Genomic DNA, 20,046 nt, shown 5'->3' with positions numbered 1-20,046 from the left:
ATCCCGGCGATGAAGAAATCCAGGTCCTCGACATCGCCCAGCACTTTGGCGCCGGTGGCGGCATGCACCGGGTGCGGGGATCCCGAGATCGCCCGGGTCAGCGCACCCACGACAGCGCTCACGGCGAACCCGCTCACGCCACTGAGCGCCATGCATGGCAGGTTACTGGTGAATGTGCCCGCGCGACCGCGCAGCATCATCAGCGCCGTCACCGCCATGCCGACGCCCGGCGTCTTGCCGCTGCGCACCTTGCGCACCACCACCGTAGGGCCGCCGATCACGACGTTGGGCGAAATCCGCCCGGACGACACCACCGTGGCGCCGCAACTGCTGCGGTCGCCGCTGCGCACGGCGGGCTGGCCGTTGATGTAGACCGTGGCCGAACCCTCGGCCAGCAATGGCATCGGCATGCCCGGATGCCGGGTGCAGGCGATTTGATCCAGCGGCTTGGGCACCACGCCGGGCCCAGGCGTGGCCAGGGTCGGGCGCCACAGTTCGGAAAAGAACCCGGCTGCCATATCGAGATAGCTGGGGTCGGCCTCGTCGTTGTCGTATTCGGCCGGTGAAGTGTCGGGCGGCGTGCCCGCTGCCCGCGCCGCTGGCAGGCCGTTGATGAAGGTGTCGGGCGAGCCGGTGAGAATGGTGGCGGCAGGCGTTGGCGGGAACAGCGCATTGCCGATGCCTTCGCACAGGCTGCTCAGGCCCGTGTCCAGCCCGGTTACGCTCATGGCCACGCCAACCGCCACGCCCACTACGGCGCCGAGCACGCAGGCGCCCAGGCCGCCGGTTACGACGGTCAAACCGGTGGCCGCGACCACAGCCGCCGTTGCCAGCGCGCCAATCGCCGCGAAAGCCGCGACTTCCAGCACGCCGCCGAGGATGTCGGCCATGACCGAGGTGTGGGAAAGGGCATCGCCCTGACGGGCGGCCCAGAGAGCGTCAGACATCCGCCGCACTCGCACCGATCAGCGATGGCTTCACTGAACGGGCTCGAATTGCAGGGACGCTTTAATCGCAGCCCAATGCACAGCGTCGACATCACTCAGCGGCTCGGCCTTGACGTAACTGAGCGCCAGCATCTGCCGGGTGCCGGGCGAAAGCAGCACCAGTTGGCACTGATAAACCGCGTCTTCGCCCTTGCGGAACTGACTGCGCAATTCCAGGGCTTCGACGCCCGGCTCCTCGCCAACGTACAGGCCATGAACCGGCTGGCATTGCAGCTCCTGAACCTGTTGCCCAAGGCGCTTGAGTTGCTCGTCGAGACTGCCACGCAGGGTTTCACCCTCGTTCAACAGGCTGCGAGTGACGATCAGCGAGGTGCCCAATTCGGCAAATTTGAGAATATTGATGGACGCGTCTAGCACGTCCGCATGGGGGAGTCTCAGCCGGCATTCATTGAGTTGGTAGGAGAGGAGATCTGACATTCCGTTGGATTCGCGCTGAAGAAAGCGCCGGAATGTAGAGAGCTAAATCGCTCGTGTCTGAGCGCTGAAACACAAAAACGGAGGGCTGCGCAAGTTTCAGAAGGGGACTACATTGGGAGCGTTCTACGTCCTACCCAATGAGGGGAAAGTTCTCGAGGAACCTTGCCCTAAGCCAATCAAATGCGCATTAAGCGGAGGGCGACATTCGCCCCGAGAGTTCCGTTGAGTCAACGCTACGCCAAGAAGACGAGGGCGCTTAACAGGCGGCGCTGGAGCCGCAAGGTCTGCGCCTGTTAAGATTCGCGGCTTGTTCTACCTATTCGGAATTCTCCATGACCACCGTTCGCACCCGCATCGCGCCATCGCCCACCGGCGACCCTCACGTTGGCACGGCTTACATCGCACTCTTCAACTATTGCTTTGCCAAGCAACACGGCGGTGAGTTCATTCTGCGCATCGAAGACACCGATCAGTTGCGCTCGACTCGCGAGTCCGAACAGCAGATCTTCGACGCGTTGCGCTGGTTGGGTATCGAATGGAGCGAAGGCCCTGATGTTGGCGGCCCCCATGGTCCGTACCGTCAGAGCGAGCGGGACGACATTTATAAAAAGTACACTCAGGAACTAGTGGACGCCGGTCACGCCTTCCCGTGCTTCTGCACCAGTGAAGAGCTTGACCAGATGCGCGCCGAGCAAACGGCCCGTGGCGAGACCCCGCGCTATGACGGCCGGGCGCTGTTGCTGTCCAAAGAAGAAGTCGCCCGACGTCTGGCTGCAGGCGAGCCTCATGTGATCCGCATGAAGGTACCGAGCGAAGGTGTCTGTGTGGTGCCGGACATGCTGCGCGGCGAAGTCGAAATCCCGTGGGACCGCATGGACATGCAGGTCCTGATGAAAACCGACGGGCTGCCGACCTACTTCCTGGCCAACGTTGTCGACGATCACCTGATGGGCATCACCCACGTCCTGCGTGGCGAAGAGTGGCTGCCATCGGCGCCGAAACTGATCCTGCTATACGAGTACTTTGGCTGGGAAAAACCGACGCTGTGCTACATGCCCCTGCTGCGTAATCCGGACAAGAGCAAGCTCTCCAAGCGCAAGAACCCGACTTCCGTCACGTTTTACGAGCGCATGGGCTTCATGCCCGAAGCGATGCTCAATTACCTGGGACGCATGGGCTGGTCGATGCCGGATGAGCGCGAGAAGTTCTCGCTGGACGAAATGGTCGAGCATTTCGATCTGAGCCGTGTGTCGTTGGGCGGTCCGATTTTCGACATCGAGAAGTTGTCGTGGCTCAACGGCCAGTGGCTGCGGGAATTGCCTGTCGATGAGTTCGCAAGCCGCTTGCAGAAGTGGGCGTTTAATAGCGATTACATGATGAAGATCGCCCCTCATGTGCAGGGCCGTGTCGAAACCTTCAGCCAGGTCGTGCCGCTGGGCGGTTTCTTCTTCGCGGGTGGCGTGACGCCGGACCTCAAGTTGTTCGAGCACAAAAAGCTTTCGCCGGACCAGGTGCGTCAGGTGATTCAACTGATTCTGTGGAAGCTTGAATCCTTGCGTCAGTGGGAAAAAGACCGGATCACCGGCTGCATTCAGGCAGTGGTAGAACACCTCGAACTCAAACTGCGTGACGCGATGCCGTTGATGTTTGCCGCGATCACCGGGCAGGCCAACTCGGTGTCGGTGACCGATGCAATGGAAATCCTCGGCCCGGACCTGACCCGATTCCGTCTGCGTCAGGCGCTGGATCAGCTGGGTGGCGTGTCGAAAAAAGAAAACAAAGAGTGGGAAAAGTTGCTGGGCGCAATCGCCTGAGTCGGTCCCGGCCATTGCGCGTCCCGGCAGCGGGGCGCCCAGTGGCTAATACACCGCCAGCATTGCGGGGGGAGGTTGGTAAGTGATTGTTATCCCGGAAAATTCTTTTACCGGTTGTTTAAAAAGAATTTGACAGCTACATGGGTCGCACTTAATATGCGCCCCGTCCACACGGCAACACAGAAACGCGACGGTAACGAAGTGCTTTCTGATAGCCAAATGTGGGGCTTTAGCTCAGCTGGGAGAGCGCCTGCATGGCATGCAGGAGGTCAGCGGTTCGATCCCGCTAAGCTCCACCAATTTCAGGTTTCAAGGTTTGGCCAAACGGCCTTGAAATGTAAGTGTCAGATCGGTACCAGCTCCGATCAGGCATAGAAGGGTTTGCGTCCCCTTCGTCTAGTGGCCTAGGACACCGCCCTTTCACGGCGGTAACAGGGGTTCGAGTCCCCTAGGGGACGCCAGTTTTACCGAGTGATGCCGAGAGGTGCGCTCCGCCGAGAGGCGTAAAGTCGGGGCTTTAGCTCAGCTGGGAGAGCGCCTGCATGGCATGCAGGAGGTCAGCGGTTCGATCCCGCTAAGCTCCACCAATTTTTGCCAGGATTCGTCATGTTGTCATCGGCGTATCTGCTCGAAGGTTTTGCGTCCCCTTCGTCTAGTGGCCTAGGACACCGCCCTTTCACGGCGGTAACAGGGGTTCGAGTCCCCTAGGGGACGCCACGATTTCTCGCTATGCGAGACCAAGGGTCATTCGATTATTGAATGGCCCTTTTGTTTTTCTGCATTCCCCGTTTTTCCCCGCTTACCTAATCCCAAACAGCTTCCGATCCTGTCGCCACACTTGCCATCTCACATGATGCAGATAATATTATCTGCATCATTCTGGAGGTGCTCATGAACGACCGAAAATCCCAGACCCGCGAACGCATACTTGCCGCTGCCGGCACTGCCCTGATAACGCGCGGCCCCATCGAGCCCAGCGTCAGCGACATCATGGGTGCTGCAGGCCTGACCGTAGGCGGCTTCTACGCCCATTTCGAAAGCAAAGACGCGTTGATGCTCGAGGCGTTCAGTACTTTGCTCGCCCAGCGCAGGGAGATGGTTGCGGCCATCGATGACCGACTGCCAGGCGATGAGCGTCGTGCGCTGCTTGCGGCGTTTTATTTGTCACGCAAGCACCGGGATGCCAGCGATCACGCCTGCCCGCTGCCCTCGACCGTAGGTGAAATGTCGCGGTTGCCGGATAACTTTCGCGAGGCATTGGGCGAGCATGTGGAGTTGATGGTTGCGCAGTTGGCGGCCAGCCCGGAAGAGGCCGACAAAGTGCTGGCAGACGTGGCGCTGATGGTTGGCGGTCTTGCTTTGGCACGCGCGCTAGGCCCCGGAGACCTGTCGGATCGCGTGCTGCGCGCTGCCAAATCAGCGGTGCTTTAACCGGACTGATATCCGGGTTTACCAAGCAGCGCTTTTCGTTACACTGCCTGCCACGAAACTTCGACAGAGCAGGAGCGAGCATGGTCTGGGATCTGGCAACGCCATTCGTCATCGACTTGAGCGTGACCGCAGACGACATCGACGGCTTGGGCCACGCCAATAACGCGGTGTACGTGACATGGCTTGAGCGATGCGCCTGGCGCCATTCGCAGCAGCTGGGACTAGACCTGACCGAATACCGCCGGCTCGACCGGGCCATGGCAGTCGTCAGGCACGAGATCGACTACCTGGCCAGCGCCTACCAAGAGGACGAATTGCAACTGGCGACCTGGATCGTCGAGTGGGATCAGCGCCTCAAAATGACCCGCCGTTTTCAACTCAAGCGCCCCAGCGATGGCGTCACGCTATTGCGCGCACAAACCACTTTTGTCTGCATCGAGCTGTCCAGCGGCAAGCCCAAGCGCATGCCGGGCGAGTTCATCGAAGGCTATGCCCCGGCGCTGACGACCGCCCGATCCTGACGTTCGGTGCGTCAACGGCGTTCCCATCAACGCCGTTGCGCCTTAAACTGCCGGACTTTTTTTCGAGTGTGAACCATGCAAATTGCCCTGGCGCCCATGGAAGGCCTGGTCGACGATATCCTGCGCGATGTGCTGACCCAGGTCGGCGGTATCGACTGGTGCGTGACCGAATTCATCCGGGTGACCGAGCGTTTGCTGCCGGCTCACTATTTTCACAAATTCGCTTCTGAACTCCTGACCGACGCCAAGACCCGCGCCGGCGTGCCGTTACGTGTCCAGCTGCTGGGTTCCGACCCCGTGTGCCTGGCAGAAAACGCGGCCTTCGCTGCCGAATTAGGCGCACCGGTGATTGACCTGAACTTCGGTTGCCCCGCCAAAACCGTCAATCGCTCCCGTGGCGGGGCGGTGCTGCTCAAAGAGCCCGATCTGCTTCACGACATCATCAGTCAGGTCCGTCGTGCGGTCCCTGCGCACATTCCGGTCACGGCCAAAATGCGTCTGGGCTTTGAGAACACCGATCCGGCGCTCGATTGCGCGAGGGCTCTGGAAGCCGGCGGCGCCGAGCATATCGTGGTGCATGCCCGCACCAAGGTCGACGGCTACAAACCACCTGCGCATTGGGAATGGATCGGCAAGATTCAGGACGTGGTAAAGATCCCGATCATCGCCAACGGCGAAATCTGGACGGTCGACGACTGGCGCCGCTGCAAGGAAATCTGTGGCGCGCGGGACATCATGATCGGTCGTGGTCTGGTGGCACGTCCCGATCTGGCGCGACAGATCGCCGCCGCCCAAGCGGGCAGGGAAGTGGTCCCAATGACTTGGGAGCAATTGCAGCCGTTGATGCGCGAGTTCTGGCAGCAGGCCATGGACAAGATGACGCGCGTTCAAGCGCCGGGCCGTCTGAAGCAATGGGTGGTGCTGCTGACCAAAAGCTACCCGCAAGCGGTGGTGTTGTTCGACGCCTTGCGCCGTGAGACTGACTGCGAGCGCATTAGCCAGATGCTCGGGGTCGAGCAACGGGAAGTTGCGTAACGCACCTGGCCGCTAACCCTGGCGTTGGCGCAACACCTCGAATAATCCCATCCGTTCACAACGGCCGGCTGTCGACCTGCCCATCGAGCAGCGCCATAAATGCCCGGGCGGCGTTCGACAGCGTGCGTTCTGTGTGAACGATGTAACCCAGCTGGCGATTGAGCTGAATGCCCGGCAATGGAATACGCGCCACTTGCTCGTCCAGCATGGTCCGGGGCAGTACGCTCCAGGCCAGGCCGATGGAGACCATCATCTTGATCGTCTCCATATAGTTGGTGCTCATGGCAATGTTTGGCTTGATCCCCTGCGCTTCGCACAGCCCGCTGACGATGTGATGGGTGAAAGTGTTGGAGCCGGGAAACACCGCCGGATAGGCGGCAACGTCCGCCAGGGTCACTTCGCCGCTGTTGACCAGCGGGTGCTCGGGCGCAGCGACGAAATCCAGCGGGTCATCCCAGACCGGCACGGCCTTGACCAGCCCATGGGGTTGCGGCGCCAGGGTGATGACAGCCAGTTCCGCGCGGCCATGGAGGATTTCTTCGTAGGCCACTTCCGAATCGAGGAACTGAATATCCAGCGCGACCTCGGGATAAAGTCGGGTGAAAGCACGTAACAACGGTGGCAAGCGGTGCAGGCCAATGTGATGACTGGTCGCCAGCGTCAGGCGCCCGCTGACTTCGCCCGTCAGATTGGTCAGGGCGCGGCGGGTATCATCCAGTACGTTGAGGATCTGGTAGGCCCGGGGCAGCAAGGCCCGGCCAGCCTCGGTCAAACTCACTTCCCGGCCCAGGCGGTCGAACAGTCTGACTTTCAATTGCTGCTCAAGCCCGGCAATGCGTTTGCTCACTGCAGGTTGGGTCAGGAACAAGCGTTCGGCCGCTGCCGAAAAGCTTCCGGTTTCAGCGATGGCGATAAAGGCGTTGAGGTTGGCCAGGTCCATTCTCGGATTCCAGTTGGTTATGCAAAGCATAAAAAATATGAATTTGAGTTATTTAAGCATATTCCTTAGGATCTCCCTCACAAGCCAAGGGTTATTGTTCAGCGATGCGTTCAGCAACGACCGCGGCATAGAAACAAGCTGATGAGGAATACGTCTGATGGCCGGCAAAACGCTCTACGACAAGCTCTGGGATTCGCATTTGGTCAAGCAGCGCGACGACGGTTCGGCGCTGCTTTATATCGATCGTCACATCATTCATGAAGTGACCTCGCCGCAAGCCTTCGAAGGCCTGCGTCTGGCAGGGCGCAAGCCTTGGCGCATCGATGCCAACATCGCGACCGCAGACCACAACGTACCGACTACCCCTGAGCGCAAGGGCGGCGTAGAAGCGATTGTCGATCTGGTTTCGCGTCTGCAGGTCAAGACCCTTGACGACAACTGCGACGAGTACGGCATCACCGAATTCAAGATGAACGACGTGCGTCAGGGCATCGTTCATGTCATCGGCCCCGAGCAGGGCGCCACGTTGCCGGGCATGACCGTGGTCTGCGGTGACTCTCACACCTCGACTCACGGCGCGTTCGGCGCACTGGCTCACGGCATCGGTACCTCCGAAGTCGAGCATGTGCTCGCCACCCAGTGCCTGGTCGCCAAGAAAATGAAAAACATGCTGGTGCGCGTCGAAGGCAAACTGCCGTTTGGCGTCACCGCAAAAGACATCGTCCTGGCGATCATCGGCAAGATCGGCACCGCTGGCGGCAATGGCCACGCCATCGAATTCGCGGGCAGCGCGATTCGTGATCTGTCGGTCGAAGGCCGCATGACCATCTGCAACATGTCCATCGAAGGCGGCGCCCGTGTCGGGCTGGTTGCGACCGACGAGAAAACCATTGCCTACGTCAAAGGCCGTCCGTTCGCGCCAAAAGGCGAGCAGTGGGACATGGCGGTAGAAAACTGGAAAGACCTGGTCTCCGATGACGATGCTGTGTTCGATACAGTGGTCGAGCTCGACGCTACCCAAATCAAGCCGCAAGTCAGCTGGGGCACTTCCCCGGAAATGGTTTTGGCGGTCGATCAGAATGTGCCCGATCCTGCGCAAGAAGCCGATTTGGTCAAGCGCGGTTCCATCGAGCGCGCCCTGAAGTACATGGGCCTCAAGGCTAATCAGGCGATCACCGATATTCAGCTGGACCGTGTGTTCATTGGCTCCTGCACCAACTCGCGGATCGAAGATTTGCGCGCTGCGGCAGACATCGCCAAGGGCCGCAAAGTGGCCTCGACCATCAAGCAGGCCATCGTGGTGCCGGGTTCAGGGCTGGTGAAGCAGCAAGCCGAAGACGAAGGCCTGGACAAGATCTTTATCGAAGCCGGTTTTGAATGGCGTGAGCCGGGCTGTTCGATGTGCCTGGCGATGAACCCGGACCGCCTGGAAAGCGGCGAGCATTGCGCGTCCACCTCCAACCGTAACTTCGAAGGCCGTCAGGGCGCCGGTGGTCGTACGCATCTGGTCAGCCCGGCGATGGCGGCAGCGGCTGCGGTCAATGGTCGTTTCGTCGATGTTCGCAGTATGACCCAGGCATAAGGAGCCCAGCATGAAAGCCTTTACTCAACACACCGGCATGGTGGCTCCGCTGGATCGTGCCAACGTCGACACCGATCAGATCATTCCCAAGCAGTTCTTGAAGTCGATCAAACGCACGGGTTTCGGCCCGAACCTGTTCGATGAGTGGCGCTATCTGGATGTGGGTCAGCCGTATCAGGACAACTCCAAGCGTCCACTGAACCCTGATTTCGTGCTCAACAACGCCCGCTATCTTGGCGCCAGCGTACTGCTGGCCCGAGAGAACTTCGGTTGCGGTTCGAGCCGTGAACACGCGCCTTGGGCACTGGAAGAGTATGGTTTCCGGGCGATCATCGCGCCGAGCTACGCCGATATCTTCTTTAACAACAGTTTCAAAAACGGCTTGCTGCCGATCATTCTCGATGAAGCGGACGTGGACGAGCTGTTCAAGCAGGTCGAAGCCAACCCCGGCTACGAGCTGAATGTGGACCTGGCGTCGCAAACCGTGACCCGTCCCGACGGCAAGGTGCTGAGCTTTGAGATCGATGCGTTTCGCAAGCACTGCCTGTTGAACGGCCTGGATGACATCGGCTTGACGCTGATTGATGGCGACTCCATCGCGACGTTCGAAACCAGGCATCGCGCAAGTCAGCCGTGGTTGTTCCGGTGACGTGGATGCACTCAAAAATCGTTCTGTAGGAGCCAACTTGTTGGCGAGGCGTTAGGGGTGGCGTGTCAGATCCATCGTCTCGCGAATAAATTCGCTCCTACAGATCCAGGTATTCGCAGTTTGTCGGCGCTCTTTGCAGCGCCGCAGTAATTTCAAAGAGGACATTATGAGCAAGCAGATTCTGATTCTCCCCGGCGACGGCATTGGTCCGGAAATCATGGCCGAAGCGGTCAAGGTGCTTACCCTTGCCAACGACAAGTACGCCCTGGATTTCGAACTGACCCATGACGTGATCGGCGGCGCGGCCATCGACAAGCATGGGGTGCCGTTGGCTGATGAGACGCTGGATCGCGCACGTCAATCCGACGCTGTGCTGCTGGGCGCTGTCGGCGGACCGAAGTGGGATGCCATCGAGCGTGACATTCGTCCGGAGCGCGGCCTGCTGAAGATTCGCTCGCAACTGGGCCTGTTCGCCAACCTGCGCCCGGCCATTCTGTATCCGCAACTGGCTGATGCTTCGAGCCTGAAACCGGAAATCGTCGCAGGCCTGGACATCCTCATCGTTCGCGAACTGACCGGCGGCATCTATTTCGGCTCGCCACGGGGCACCCGTGAGCTGGAGAATGGCGAGCGTCAGGCGTACGACACGCTGCCGTACAGCGAAAGCGAAATCCGCCGTATCGCCCGCGTCGGCTTCGACATGGCCCGCGTGCGTGGCAAGAAGCTGTGTTCGGTCGACAAAGCCAACGTGCTGGCCTCAAGCCAACTCTGGCGTGAAGTGGTCGTGGAACTGGCCAAGGATTACCCGGATGTCGAACTGAGCCACATGTACGTCGATAACGCCGCCATGCAACTGGTGCGCGCTCCCAAGCAGTTCGATGTGATGGTCACCGACAACATGTTCGGCGACATCTTGTCGGACGAGGCCTCGATGCTCACCGGCTCCATCGGCATGCTGCCATCGGCGTCGCTGGATTCGAACAACAAGGGCATGTACGAGCCTTGTCACGGTTCGGCGCCGGACATCGCGGGCAAAGGCGTGGCCAACCCGTTGGCGACCATCTTGTCGGTGTCGATGATGTTGCGTTACAGCTTCAATCAGCACACCGCAGCGGATGCCATCGAAAAGGCGGTCAGTCTGGTGCTGGACCAGGGCTTGCGCACCGGCGACATTTGGTCGGCGGGCAATGCCAAAGTCGGTACGCAGGAAATGGGCGATGCCGTAGTCGCCGCGCTGCGCAATCTGTAATATCCCGGGCCCACTACCACGAGTTCGAGTCGAGGCGGCGGAACACAAGCGCATTTCGATTCGCTCCGTAAGGGGCCCCACTTTTAGTTAAGGTGTAGTTGCGATGAAACGTGTAGGTCTGGTCGGTTGGCGCGGTATGGTTGGTTCCGTGCTCATGCAGCGGATGCTGGAAGAGCAGGATTTCGATCTGATCGAGCCGGTTTTTTTCACCACCTCTAACGTCGGTGGGCAGGGTCCATCGGTGGGCAAGGACATTGCGCCGCTCAAAGATGCTTACAGCATCGACGATCTAAAGACTCTCGACGTAGTGTTGACCTGCCAGGGCGGCGACTACACCAGCGAGGTATTCCCCAAGCTGCGTGAAGCAGGCTGGAAGGGTTACTGGATCGACGCAGCCTCTTCCCTGCGCATGCAGGACGACGCGGTGATCGTGCTGGACCCGGTGAATCGCAAGGTTATCGATCAGCAACTGGACGCCGGCACCAAGAACTACATCGGCGGCAACTGCACCGTCAGTCTGATGCTGATGGGGCTGGGCGGTCTGTTTGAAGCTGGTCTGATCGAGTGGATGAACGTGATGACTTATCAGGCGGCCTCAGGGGCTGGCGCGCAGAATATGCGTGAACTGATCAAGCAGATGGGCGCGATCAACGCATCGGTAGCCGATGAGCTGGCCAACCCTGCGAGCGCGATTCTGGACATCGACCGCAAAGTGGCCGAAGCCATGCGCAGCGAAGGTTTCCCGACCGAGAACTTCGGCGTGCCATTGGCCGGCAGCCTGATCCCTTGGATCGACAAGGAACTGCCTAACGGCCAGAGCCGCGAAGAGTGGAAAGGCCAGGCCGAGACCAACAAAATTCTCGGTCGCTTCAAGAGTGCGATTCCGGTTGACGGCATCTGCGTGCGCATCGGCGCCATGCGTTGCCACAGCCAGGCGCTGACCATCAAGCTCAACAAAGATGTGCCGATTGCCGACATCGAAGGCATCATCAGCCAGCACAACCCGTGGGTGAAGCTGGTGCCGAACAACCGTGAAGCCAGCATTCAGGAACTGAGCCCGACGTCAGTCACCGGCACCCTGAACATTCCGGTCGGTCGTCTGCGCAAGCTGAACATGGGCTCGCAATACCTTGGCGCGTTCACTGTCGGTGATCAGCTGCTATGGGGCGCTGCAGAGCCACTGCGCCGTATGTTGCGGATCCTGCTGGAGCGTTGATTCAACGCCCTGCGCCAGAGACAAAAAAACCGCCTCAAGGGGCGGTTTTTTTGTGCGTATAAAACGTATTCAGACAGAACTGCTGGCGTCCGGGGCCTGGCGCCTGTCATGCAATCTTCCGGCCTTCCAGCGCTTGCCGAAATCAATGCCCCATAGCTCGACATGGCGATAAGTGAACATCGACGCCACGACCACCGCCACCATCACCAATACCAGAAGCAGGTTGTCATTCACCGCCGACCCCGTGCTCACGTAGCGCATCACTATGCCTGCCGTTTCGCCGGGCACGTCGGCGAACAGCGTGACGCCGGTGCGCTTGGCGATGACCTGCAGGGCGGTGCCGACCACGAAGATCACCGCTGCGTGGGTCATGTAGATCGAGAACCACAGCTTGCCGACGCTGGTGAAGACTTTGAGCCGCAGTAACTGCGAGACGGCTCCGGCTTCGAACGCGAAGATCAGGATGGCCGCGCAGGACAGTATCGCGACGTTGAGGGTCTGTGGTTTTTCGCCCTCGGTGAGGACGAAGTAAAGCGCGCCGAGAACAGCTACTTCCAGCAGGCTCGCCAGTGTGCGCCCGGGCATCAGGTCATGCAGCCGGGCATACAAGCGATAGGTCATCGCCCCGCCGAAGAAAGCAGCCGCGCCCCACAGCACGTTGGGCGTAAGCAGCGGACTTTGGTTGAACAACGCTGCGCAGGCCACGAGCGCCAGCACAGCAACCGCGACGCGAGCCAGGCTGGGCAGTGCAAACACGATCAGCGCGAAAAGCAATGCCAGGTAGTACTGCACGCTGACAATCCACGATGGGTAATTGAAAGACAGCGCATTGAAGCCCGACCACCAGGACTGGATCAGCAGCAGGTTCGGCAGGATTTCCTGAGGCGCGCGGTCGCCACTGAACGCCGGGCCGTTGAGCAGCAGGCCCTTGCGTTCAAGTATCAGCTTGGCGCACTCAAAACCGATGAACACCAGCAGCATCAAAACATGCAGCGGATAGACCCTGCATGTCTGCGTGATCGCAAAGTCACGTAACTGACGGGGTGTGGCGAGACGGTTCATGTATTGCCGATAGAGCAGAAAGCCGGTGATGGCGAAGAACAACTCGACCAGATAACTGGCATTTTTGAACAGCGCCAACTCGGAAAAGCTGCGCTCGATATGAGTGTGGTGAGCAATCAGCGCCAATGCGCACAGCCCGCGCAAACTGTCGAATACGGGAAATCGCTTCATCTTACGGGTCCTTTTGCAGATGGAGCCCAGCCGATTGCACAGCACGACGACTCGCAACGAGCGAATGGCTCATCACAAGCAGCAGGAATACGGAGGGGGTGAGGAATGCAGCGGGGTAGTTACCACCTTCCGCACTGAAGGCGGATGGACAAGAGGTGGCTGACGCAGTATGCCCCAGCGCACTTCAAAGCGGTGTATTGATCTGACGATCTGCAGCATTGGCGATATCCCATAATATGAGACGCAAAGTTATATATTGAGATTTCTCGCCAATCAGGTTTATAGTCGTCACGCACTCACTCAAAAAAACAAATCAGGTGAAGCGATGCAGGCGCAATTGATCGCGCTCGATTGGGGGACGACCTCCCTTCGTGCTTATCGTCTCGGCGAACATGGCCGGGTATTGGAACAACGGGCGTTCAGCGCGGGCATCATGCAATTGCCCACCGCGCCTCGCGAAATCGCAGGCCAGATGTGCAGCAACGGCTTTGAGCTGGCGTTTGATGACGCATGCGGCGACTGGCTCGACGCACAGCCGGATCTTCCGGTCATCGCCTGCGGCATGGTCGGCAGCGCCCAGGGTTGGCGCGAAGCGGTGTACCGCGAAACACCGGCCAGTGTTGCAGCGCTCAGTTCGGCACTGGTCACCGTGCGCAGCGTGCGTGGCGTTGACGTGCACATCATCCCCGGCGTGCTTCAGCGCTCGGCCTTGCCCAATGTCATGCGCGGCGAAGAAACGCAAGTACTTGGCATCCTCAGTTCGCTCGGTGGTCAAGCCGCGAACACCCCTCTATTGATCGGCCTGCCGGGCAGTCACTCGAAGTGGGTGAGGGCCGTCGACGGTTGCATCGTTCATTTCGACACCTTCATGACCGGTGAGGTCTTCGCTGCGTTATCTGCCCATACCATTCTTGGCCGCACGATGCAGCGCAGCGAGGTCTTCGACCAGGCAGCGTTCGACCGTGGCGTGGCGGTGGCGTTATCGCCCAACGTCGCTGCCGGGCCGCTGTCTACCATCTTCAGTTGCCGCACGCTGGGCCTCACGGGCGAGCTGTCCGGCAGCGCCCAGCCTGATTACTTGTCCGGCCTGTTGATCGGTCACGAACTGGTCGCCCTGCGCACGATGCTGCAAGTCTCGGGCGAGCCATTGCCTGCGGTCATCCTGATCGGCAGCGACCAGTTACTGGCGCGGTATCAGCGCGCGCTGCAAGCCTGTGGCTTTGCGCACGTCACTCAAGCGCAACAAGCCACCGAACACGGTCTCTGGCAGGTCGCGGTTCAAGCCGGCTTGCTAGCCTCCACTCAACAGCCTTATCACGTAGAGAACTGACATGCTCAAGCAAGCCCTCGTGCAAAACGGTCTGGTGGCCATCCTTCGCGGCCTGCGCCCTGAAGAGGCCCCGGCCATTGGCGACGTCCTGTATCAAGCCGGTTTTCGGGTCATCGAAGTCCCGCTCAATTCTCCACAGCCGTACGACAGCATCCGACTGCTGCGCCAGAGCCTTCCTGCTGATTGCCTGATTGGCGCGGGCACGGTGTTGACGCCTGAGCAAGTGCGGCTGGTGAAAGAGGCGGGCGGGCAAGTCATCGTCATGCCCCACAGTGACCCTGAAGTGCTGCGAGCGGCCAAAGCCGAAGGGTTGTTTCTGTCTCCAGGCGTCGCCACACCGACCGAAGCCTTCGCCGCGCTGGCCAATGGCGCCGACGTGCTGAAGTTGTTCCCGGCAGAGCAAATGGGCCCGGCTGTGGTCAAGGCCTGGCTGGCGGTGTTGCCGGCGGGCACGGCGTTGATTCCGGTGGGCGGCATCACCCCCGACAACATGAAACCGTTTCTGGACGCAGGCGTTTCGGGCTTCGGCCTCGGCTCCGGGCTGTTCAAGCCGGGCATGAGCGCCGACGACGTGGCCGAACGCGCCAAGGCGTACGTCGCCGGCTGGAAGCAGTCGCGCAGCGGCAAAGACAACTCGTAATCGAGCGGCACTGTGCCGTCCCCTTCGCGAGCAAGCTCCCTCCCACGGTCGCACTGGATAGTCAGGACATTTGTGGGAGGGAGCTTGCTCGCGAGGGCCGGTTCGGTCAGCACGCAACAGCGGCTTGGCCGAAGAGCTTAATCACCAGAATTAGCGTCATTGAATAAGAGAGATAAGAGATGAAAATCACCAAACTTACGACCTTCATCGTCCCACCTCGCTGGTGCTTCCTGAAAGTTGAAACCGACCAGGGCGTCACTGGCTGGGGCGAACCCGTTGTCGAAGGGCGAGCACACACGGTCGCCGCTGCCGTTGAAGAATTATCCGACTATCTGATCGGCAAAGACCCACGCAATATCGAAGACATTTGGACCGTGCTGTATCGCGGCGGCTTCTACCGGGGTGGCGCTATTCACATGAGCGCGCTGGCCGGCATCGACCAGGCGTTGTGGGACATCAAGGGCAAGGCGCTGGGCGTGTCGGTCAGTGATCTGTTGGGCGGCCAGGTGCGTGACAAGATCCGCGTGTACTCGTGGATTGGCGGCGACCGTCCTGCCGATACGGCGCGTGCTGCGAAAGAAGCGGTCGAACGCGGTTTCACCGCCGTGAAGATGAACGGCACCGAAGAGCTGCAGTTCCTCGATACCTTCGACAAGGTCGATCTGGCGCTGGCCAACGTCGCGGCCGTGCGTGATGCCGTCGGCCCGAACGTCGGGATTGGCGTCGATTTCCATGGCCGGGTGCACAAGCCCATGGCCAAGGTCCTGATGAAAGAGCTGGACCCGTACAAGCTGATGTTCATCGAGGAACCGGTGCTCAGCGAGAACTACGAAGCGTTAAAAGAGCTGGCGCCGTTGACCAGCACGCCGATTGCCCTGGGCGAGCGTTTGTTTTCGCGCTGGGATTTCAAGCGCGTGTTGAGTGAAGGCTACGTTGACATCATTCAGCCCGATGCCTCCCACGCAGGCGGTATCACCGAAACCCGCAAGATTGCCAACATGGCCGAAGCGTACGACGTCGCGCTCGCCTTGCATTGCCCGTTGGGCCCGATTGCGCTGGCGGCGTGCCTGCAACTGGATGCGGTTTGCTACAACGCGTTCATTCAGGAGCAGAGCCTGGGCATCCATTACAACGAGAGCAACGATCTGCTCGATTACATCAAGAATCCGGAAGTGTTCGACTACGACAAGGGCATGGTGAAGATCCCCAACGGTCCGGGCCTGGGCATCGAGATCAACGAGGAATACGTCAAGGAGCGCGCCGCCATCGGCCACCGCTGGCGCAACCCGATCTGGCGTCATGCCGATGGCAGTTTTGCCGAGTGGTGATATGCGGCTAGTTGCATAATCCTTGTAGGAGCTGCCGAAGGCTGCGATCAGGCTTGGCCGCGACAGCGAGTTTGAAGCCTATCGCAGCCTTCGGCAGCTCTTACAGGTTTACCTCCGATTTCCTGCTGTACCTGACCTCAGATAAACATAAAAAGAGGCACGACCCATGCGCACACAGACCCTTGCACAGGCGCGGGCCACGACCGCCACGCCGACCCGAAAACGCTTCTTCATCATGGTGCTGCTGTTCATCACCGTGGTCATCAACTATCTGGACCGCAGCAACCTGTCCATCGCCGCGCCCGCCCTGACCAGCGAGCTGGGCATCGACCCGGTGCACGTCGGCCTGATCTTCTCCGCATTCGGCTGGACCTACGTCGCCATGCAGTTGCCCGGCGGCTGGCTGGTGGATCGCGTGCCGCCGCGCATTCTCTATACCGTCGCCCTGGCCCTATGGTCACTGGCGACCATCATGCTGGGATTCGTCGGCAGCTTTATCGGCCTGTTCATTCTGCGGATGCTGGTCGGTGCGCTTGAAGCCCCGGCCTATCCAATCAACAGCCGGGTCGTCACCACCTGGTTTCCGGAGCGCGAGCGGGCGACAGCGGTGGGTTTCTACACCTCGGGCCAGTTCGTGGGTCTGGCGTTTCTCACGCCAGTACTGGCCTGGCTGCAAGCCACCTATGGTTGGCACATGGTGTTCGTTGCAACCGGCGCGGTCGGTGTGATCTGGGCCGCGATCTGGTACGCCGTGTATCGTGAACCCCGAGATTTCAAAGGCGCGAATCAGGCAGAAATCGACCTCATTACCGAAGGTGGCGGACTGGTGGATATCCAGGCCGACACCGACAAAGCCAAGCCGGGTTTCAGCTGGATGGATCTGGGCATCGTCCTGACCAAGCGCAAGCTGTGGGGCATCTATCTGGGCCAGTTCTGCCTGAACTCGACGCTGTGGTTCTTCCTGACCTGGTTCCCGACCTACCTGGTGAAATACCGCGGCATGGACTTCATCAAATCCGGCTTGCTGGCGTCGCTTCCGTTTCTTGCGGCCTTTGTCGGCGTGCTGTGCTCGGGATTCTTTTCAGACTGGCTGATCCGTCGCGGCCACACCGTGGGTTTTGCGCGCAAGCTGCCGATCATTGCCGGGCTGTTGATTTCCACCTCGATCATCGGCGCCAATTTCGTTGAATCGACGCCACTGGTGATTGCGTTCCTGGCGTTGGCGTTCTTCGGTAATGGCCTGGCGTCCATCACGTGGTCGCTGGTGTCGACCCTGGCCCCCGCGCGTTTGCTAGGTTTGACCGGAGGCACGTTCAACCTGATCGGCAACCTGGCGGCCATTGCCACGCCGATCGTGATCGGCTTTCTGGCGACAGGCGATTCGTTCGCGCCTGCGATCACTTACATCGCCGTATTGGCGCTGCTTGGGGCGCTGTCCTACATCCTGCTGGTGGGCAAGGTGGAGCGCATCGAGTTGTAACGACTGGCACGCTCCGAAGCTGGCGACGATAATGCCGCCAGCTCTCCGATTCGATAAGGCGCGATATGCACGACACTTCCGATATCCCAGGCATTGCCAGCAAAGATGCCGCGCCCACCGGGACGCAAACCTTGCTTCGCGGGCTGGGCGTTGTTCAGGCGGTGGCCGGTGGCGCGCGTGACCTCAAGGAAATCGCCCGACTGATCGGCACCACGCGCAGCACTACGCATCGCCTTGCCAGTTGCCTGGTGGAGGAGCGTTACCTGCGCGTGCTGCCGCAAGTGGGTTATCTGCTGGGGCCCAAGCTGATCGAGCTGGGGTTTCAGGCGCGCGAAGAAGTACCGCTGGCAATGCTGGCGCGACCGTTTCTTGATGAGTTGTCGACGTTGACCGGAGACACGGTGCACCTGGCGGTGCGTGATGGCGACGAGGTGCTATATCTGCACAAGAATCCGGGTCGTAACGGTCCGGAAATGCGTTCTCGGGTGGGCCATCGGATGCCCTTGGCGCGCACGGGCATTGGCAAGGCGTTGCTGCTGGACAGTGCCGAAAGTGAGTGGCTGCGGCTGTATGAAATCAGCCTCCCGGACGTCGCCCGTAACCCTTTATGGCCAGCGCATCAGGAACAATCCTGGGAGCAGATTCGTCAGCGCATGCATGAGTACGTGCAGGGCGGCTACGCGTTTGATCTGGAAGACAACGAACCGTCAATCCGCTGCGTGGCAGCGCCGATTCGTGATGCAAGCAAGCACATCGTGGCCGGGATCAGCATCGCCAGTACCGTGCCCTATATGCCGCTGGAAAAGATGACCGAACTGGTGCCACTGATTAAAGAGACGGCGGCGCGGTTGTCGGCGGAGTTGGGAGGGTGAGTTTGCGGTTTTGTGTCTGATGGAGATCAAAGTGGGAGCGGACCTGTCCGCGAAGAGGCCGGTACATTCGATACATTGCTGCCGTCTGTACTATCGCCTTCGCGGGCAGGTCCGCTCCCACAGTTGAGGTTTGACGCTGCCGTTACGCCTTCAACGTCGCCATATCAATCACGAAACGGTACTTCACATCGCCGGCAATCATCCGCGTGTAAGCCTCGTTGATGTTCTTGATATCAAGCATTTCGATGTCGCAGGTGATGTCATGCTCGGCGCAGAAATCCAGCACTTCCTGGGTTTCGGCAATACCGCCGATCAACGAGCCTGCCAGCACACGGCGCTTCATCACCAGGTTGGCTGCGTGCAGCGCCGGGTCAACCGGTTCGATCAGACCCACCAGAATATGCACGCCGTCAAAGCGCAGGGTTTCCAGGTACGGGTTCAAATCGTGCTGCACCGGAATGGTGTCCAGCAAGAAATCGAAGTGCCCGGCAGCCGCTTTCATCTGTTCGGCGTCGGTGGACACGATCACATGATCGGCACCCTGACGGCGCGCTTCTTCAGCCTTGCTGGCCGAACGAGTGAACAGCGTGACTTCAGCGCCCATGGCTTTGGCGAACTTGATGCCCATGTGGCCCAGACCGCCCATCCCCAGGATGCCGACCTTGTCGCCCGGTTCTACGCCATAGTGCTTGAGAGGCGAGTAAGTGGTGATGCCGGCGCAGAGAATCGGCGCAGCGGCTGCCAGGTCCAGCTTCTCGGGAATGCGCACCACGAAGTGCTCGCTGACCACGATGCTGTTTGAATAGCCGCCCATGGTATTGCTACCGTCGATGCGGTCCGGGGTGGCGTATGTCAGCGTCGGGCCTTCCAGGCAGTACTGCTCCAGATCCTGCGCGCAGGCTTCGCAATGACGGCATGAATCGACCATGCAGCCGACGCCGACCAGATCACCGATCTTGTGTTTGGTGACGTTGGCACCGACCGCGGTGACTTTGCCGACGATTTCGTGGCCCGGCATCAGCGGATAAACCGCGATGCCCCATTCGTTGCGCGCCTGGTGAATGTCGGAGTGGCAAACGCCGCAGTACATGATTTCGATCGCCACGTCGTCGACACGCGGGCTGCGGCGCTCGAAAGTCATGGGGGCGAGAGGAGTGGTGGCCGATTTGGCGGCGTAACCGATAGCTGTATACATGTAGAGCCTCGCGAGGAGATGACGAAAGAGACTCGCCATTGTCCGGATGCGAGTGGTGGTCGACCATGACCATTCCTACGGGTGTCATGCTCAATCCTCCGATGTTC

Annotated in this window: 18 protein-coding genes and 4 tRNA genes; 17 read left to right on the top strand and 5 right to left on the bottom strand. The window is 60.0% G+C overall.

The window, feature by feature from the left end:
- Both ACWKWM_RS22240 and ACWKWM_RS22235 read right to left on the bottom strand, forming a co-directional pair.
- On the bottom strand, positions 1-947 hold a 947-nt coding region (locus ACWKWM_RS22240), incomplete at its 3' end, for a PAAR domain-containing protein (RefSeq protein WP_483848205.1).
- 30 nt (positions 948-977) lie between these two features.
- Complete coding sequence (locus ACWKWM_RS22235) at positions 978-1,424, bottom strand: DcrB-related protein (protein WP_483848204.1); 447 nt, start codon at positions 1,422-1,424, stop codon at positions 978-980.
- Positions 1,425-1,756: 332 nt separating this feature from the next.
- On the opposite strand from ACWKWM_RS22235, the gene gltX reads away from it, so the two are divergent.
- From gltX to ACWKWM_RS22195, 8 genes are all read left to right on the top strand, one after another.
- On the top strand, positions 1,757-3,238 hold the full coding sequence (gene gltX / locus ACWKWM_RS22230) for a glutamate--tRNA ligase (RefSeq protein ID WP_483848203.1): 1,482 nt from the start codon (positions 1,757-1,759) through the stop codon (positions 3,236-3,238).
- Between the two features lie 223 nt (positions 3,239-3,461).
- Positions 3,462-3,537: transfer RNA gene (locus tag ACWKWM_RS22225), tRNA-Ala, on the top strand.
- Between the two features lie 86 nt (positions 3,538-3,623).
- Positions 3,624-3,699 (top strand) — tRNA-Glu (locus ACWKWM_RS22220).
- Positions 3,700-3,749: 50 nt separating this feature from the next.
- Positions 3,750-3,825 (top strand) — tRNA-Ala (locus tag ACWKWM_RS22215).
- A gap of 54 nt (positions 3,826-3,879) precedes the next feature.
- Positions 3,880-3,955, top strand: a tRNA-Glu gene (locus tag ACWKWM_RS22210).
- A 174-nt stretch (positions 3,956-4,129) separates the two neighbouring features.
- On the top strand, positions 4,130-4,669 hold the full coding sequence (locus ACWKWM_RS22205) for a TetR/AcrR family transcriptional regulator (RefSeq protein ID WP_483848202.1): 540 nt from the start codon (positions 4,130-4,132) through the stop codon (positions 4,667-4,669).
- A gap of 80 nt (positions 4,670-4,749) precedes the next feature.
- Positions 4,750-5,190, top strand: a complete 441-nt coding sequence (locus ACWKWM_RS22200; RefSeq protein ID WP_483848201.1) for an acyl-CoA thioesterase — start codon at positions 4,750-4,752, stop codon at positions 5,188-5,190.
- Between the two features lie 75 nt (positions 5,191-5,265).
- A complete protein-coding gene (locus ACWKWM_RS22195; protein WP_483848200.1) occupies positions 5,266-6,225 on the top strand; it encodes a tRNA dihydrouridine synthase in 960 nt (319 codons plus the stop codon).
- A gap of 55 nt (positions 6,226-6,280) precedes the next feature.
- Here ACWKWM_RS22195 and ACWKWM_RS22190 read toward each other — a convergent pair whose 3' ends face one another.
- Positions 6,281-7,165, bottom strand: coding sequence for a LysR family transcriptional regulator (locus ACWKWM_RS22190; RefSeq protein ID WP_483848199.1), 885 nt, complete (start codon positions 7,163-7,165; stop codon positions 6,281-6,283).
- A gap of 157 nt (positions 7,166-7,322) precedes the next feature.
- Here ACWKWM_RS22190 and leuC point away from each other — a divergent pair, with 157 nt between their 5' ends.
- The 4 genes from leuC (at position 7,323) to asd (ending at position 11,861) form a co-directional block, all read left to right on the top strand.
- Positions 7,323-8,747, top strand: a complete 1,425-nt coding sequence (gene leuC, locus ACWKWM_RS22185; RefSeq protein ID WP_483838467.1) for a 3-isopropylmalate dehydratase large subunit — start codon at positions 7,323-7,325, stop codon at positions 8,745-8,747.
- Positions 8,748-8,757: 10 nt separating this feature from the next.
- Positions 8,758-9,396, top strand: a complete 639-nt coding sequence (leuD, locus tag ACWKWM_RS22180; RefSeq protein WP_483848198.1) for a 3-isopropylmalate dehydratase small subunit — start codon at positions 8,758-8,760, stop codon at positions 9,394-9,396.
- A 166-nt stretch (positions 9,397-9,562) separates the two neighbouring features.
- Positions 9,563-10,645 carry a 3-isopropylmalate dehydrogenase gene (gene leuB, locus ACWKWM_RS22175; RefSeq protein ID WP_483848197.1) on the top strand — a complete coding sequence of 361 codons (1,083 nt, stop codon included), beginning with the start codon at positions 9,563-9,565 and terminating at the stop codon, positions 10,643-10,645.
- 103 nt (positions 10,646-10,748) lie between these two features.
- A complete protein-coding gene (gene asd, locus ACWKWM_RS22170; RefSeq protein WP_483838470.1) occupies positions 10,749-11,861 on the top strand; it encodes an aspartate-semialdehyde dehydrogenase in 1,113 nt (370 codons plus the stop codon).
- 69 nt (positions 11,862-11,930) lie between these two features.
- Here asd and ACWKWM_RS22165 read toward each other — a convergent pair whose 3' ends face one another.
- Positions 11,931-13,094: an acyltransferase family protein gene (locus ACWKWM_RS22165; RefSeq protein ID WP_483848196.1), complete on the bottom strand. Its 1,164-nt coding sequence runs from the start codon at positions 13,092-13,094 to the stop codon at positions 11,931-11,933.
- A 325-nt stretch (positions 13,095-13,419) separates the two neighbouring features.
- Between ACWKWM_RS22165 and ACWKWM_RS22160 the strand changes: the two genes are divergently transcribed.
- The 5 genes from ACWKWM_RS22160 (at position 13,420) to ACWKWM_RS22140 (ending at position 18,744) form a co-directional block, all read left to right on the top strand.
- Positions 13,420-14,424: a 2-dehydro-3-deoxygalactonokinase gene (locus tag ACWKWM_RS22160; protein ID WP_483848195.1), complete on the top strand. Its 1,005-nt coding sequence runs from the start codon at positions 13,420-13,422 to the stop codon at positions 14,422-14,424.
- A 1-nt stretch (position 14,425) separates the two neighbouring features.
- Positions 14,426-15,064, top strand: coding sequence for a 2-dehydro-3-deoxy-6-phosphogalactonate aldolase (locus ACWKWM_RS22155; protein ID WP_483848194.1), 639 nt, complete (start codon positions 14,426-14,428; stop codon positions 15,062-15,064).
- A gap of 179 nt (positions 15,065-15,243) precedes the next feature.
- The gene (gene dgoD, locus ACWKWM_RS22150; protein ID WP_349802386.1) at positions 15,244-16,392 is read left to right on the top strand and encodes a galactonate dehydratase; all 1,149 of its coding nucleotides are present in this window, start codon (positions 15,244-15,246) and stop codon (positions 16,390-16,392) included.
- 166 nt (positions 16,393-16,558) lie between these two features.
- Complete coding sequence (locus tag ACWKWM_RS22145; RefSeq protein ID WP_483838474.1) at positions 16,559-17,872, top strand: MFS transporter; 1,314 nt, start codon at positions 16,559-16,561, stop codon at positions 17,870-17,872.
- Between the two features lie 65 nt (positions 17,873-17,937).
- Complete coding sequence (locus ACWKWM_RS22140; protein WP_483848193.1) at positions 17,938-18,744, top strand: IclR family transcriptional regulator; 807 nt, start codon at positions 17,938-17,940, stop codon at positions 18,742-18,744.
- Between the two features lie 142 nt (positions 18,745-18,886).
- Here the strand turns inward: ACWKWM_RS22140 and ACWKWM_RS22135 are convergent, their stop codons facing one another.
- Entirely contained in the window at positions 18,887-19,939 is a 1,053-nt protein-coding gene (locus ACWKWM_RS22135) for an NAD(P)-dependent alcohol dehydrogenase (RefSeq protein WP_483848192.1), read from the bottom strand.
- Positions 19,940-20,046 lie beyond the last annotated feature (107 nt).

It is taken from the genome of Pseudomonas rosaeacicularis, assembly GCF_057128745.1.
The sequence above is the reverse complement of the archived record's forward strand: the minus strand, read 5'-3'. Positions and strand labels throughout refer to the sequence as shown.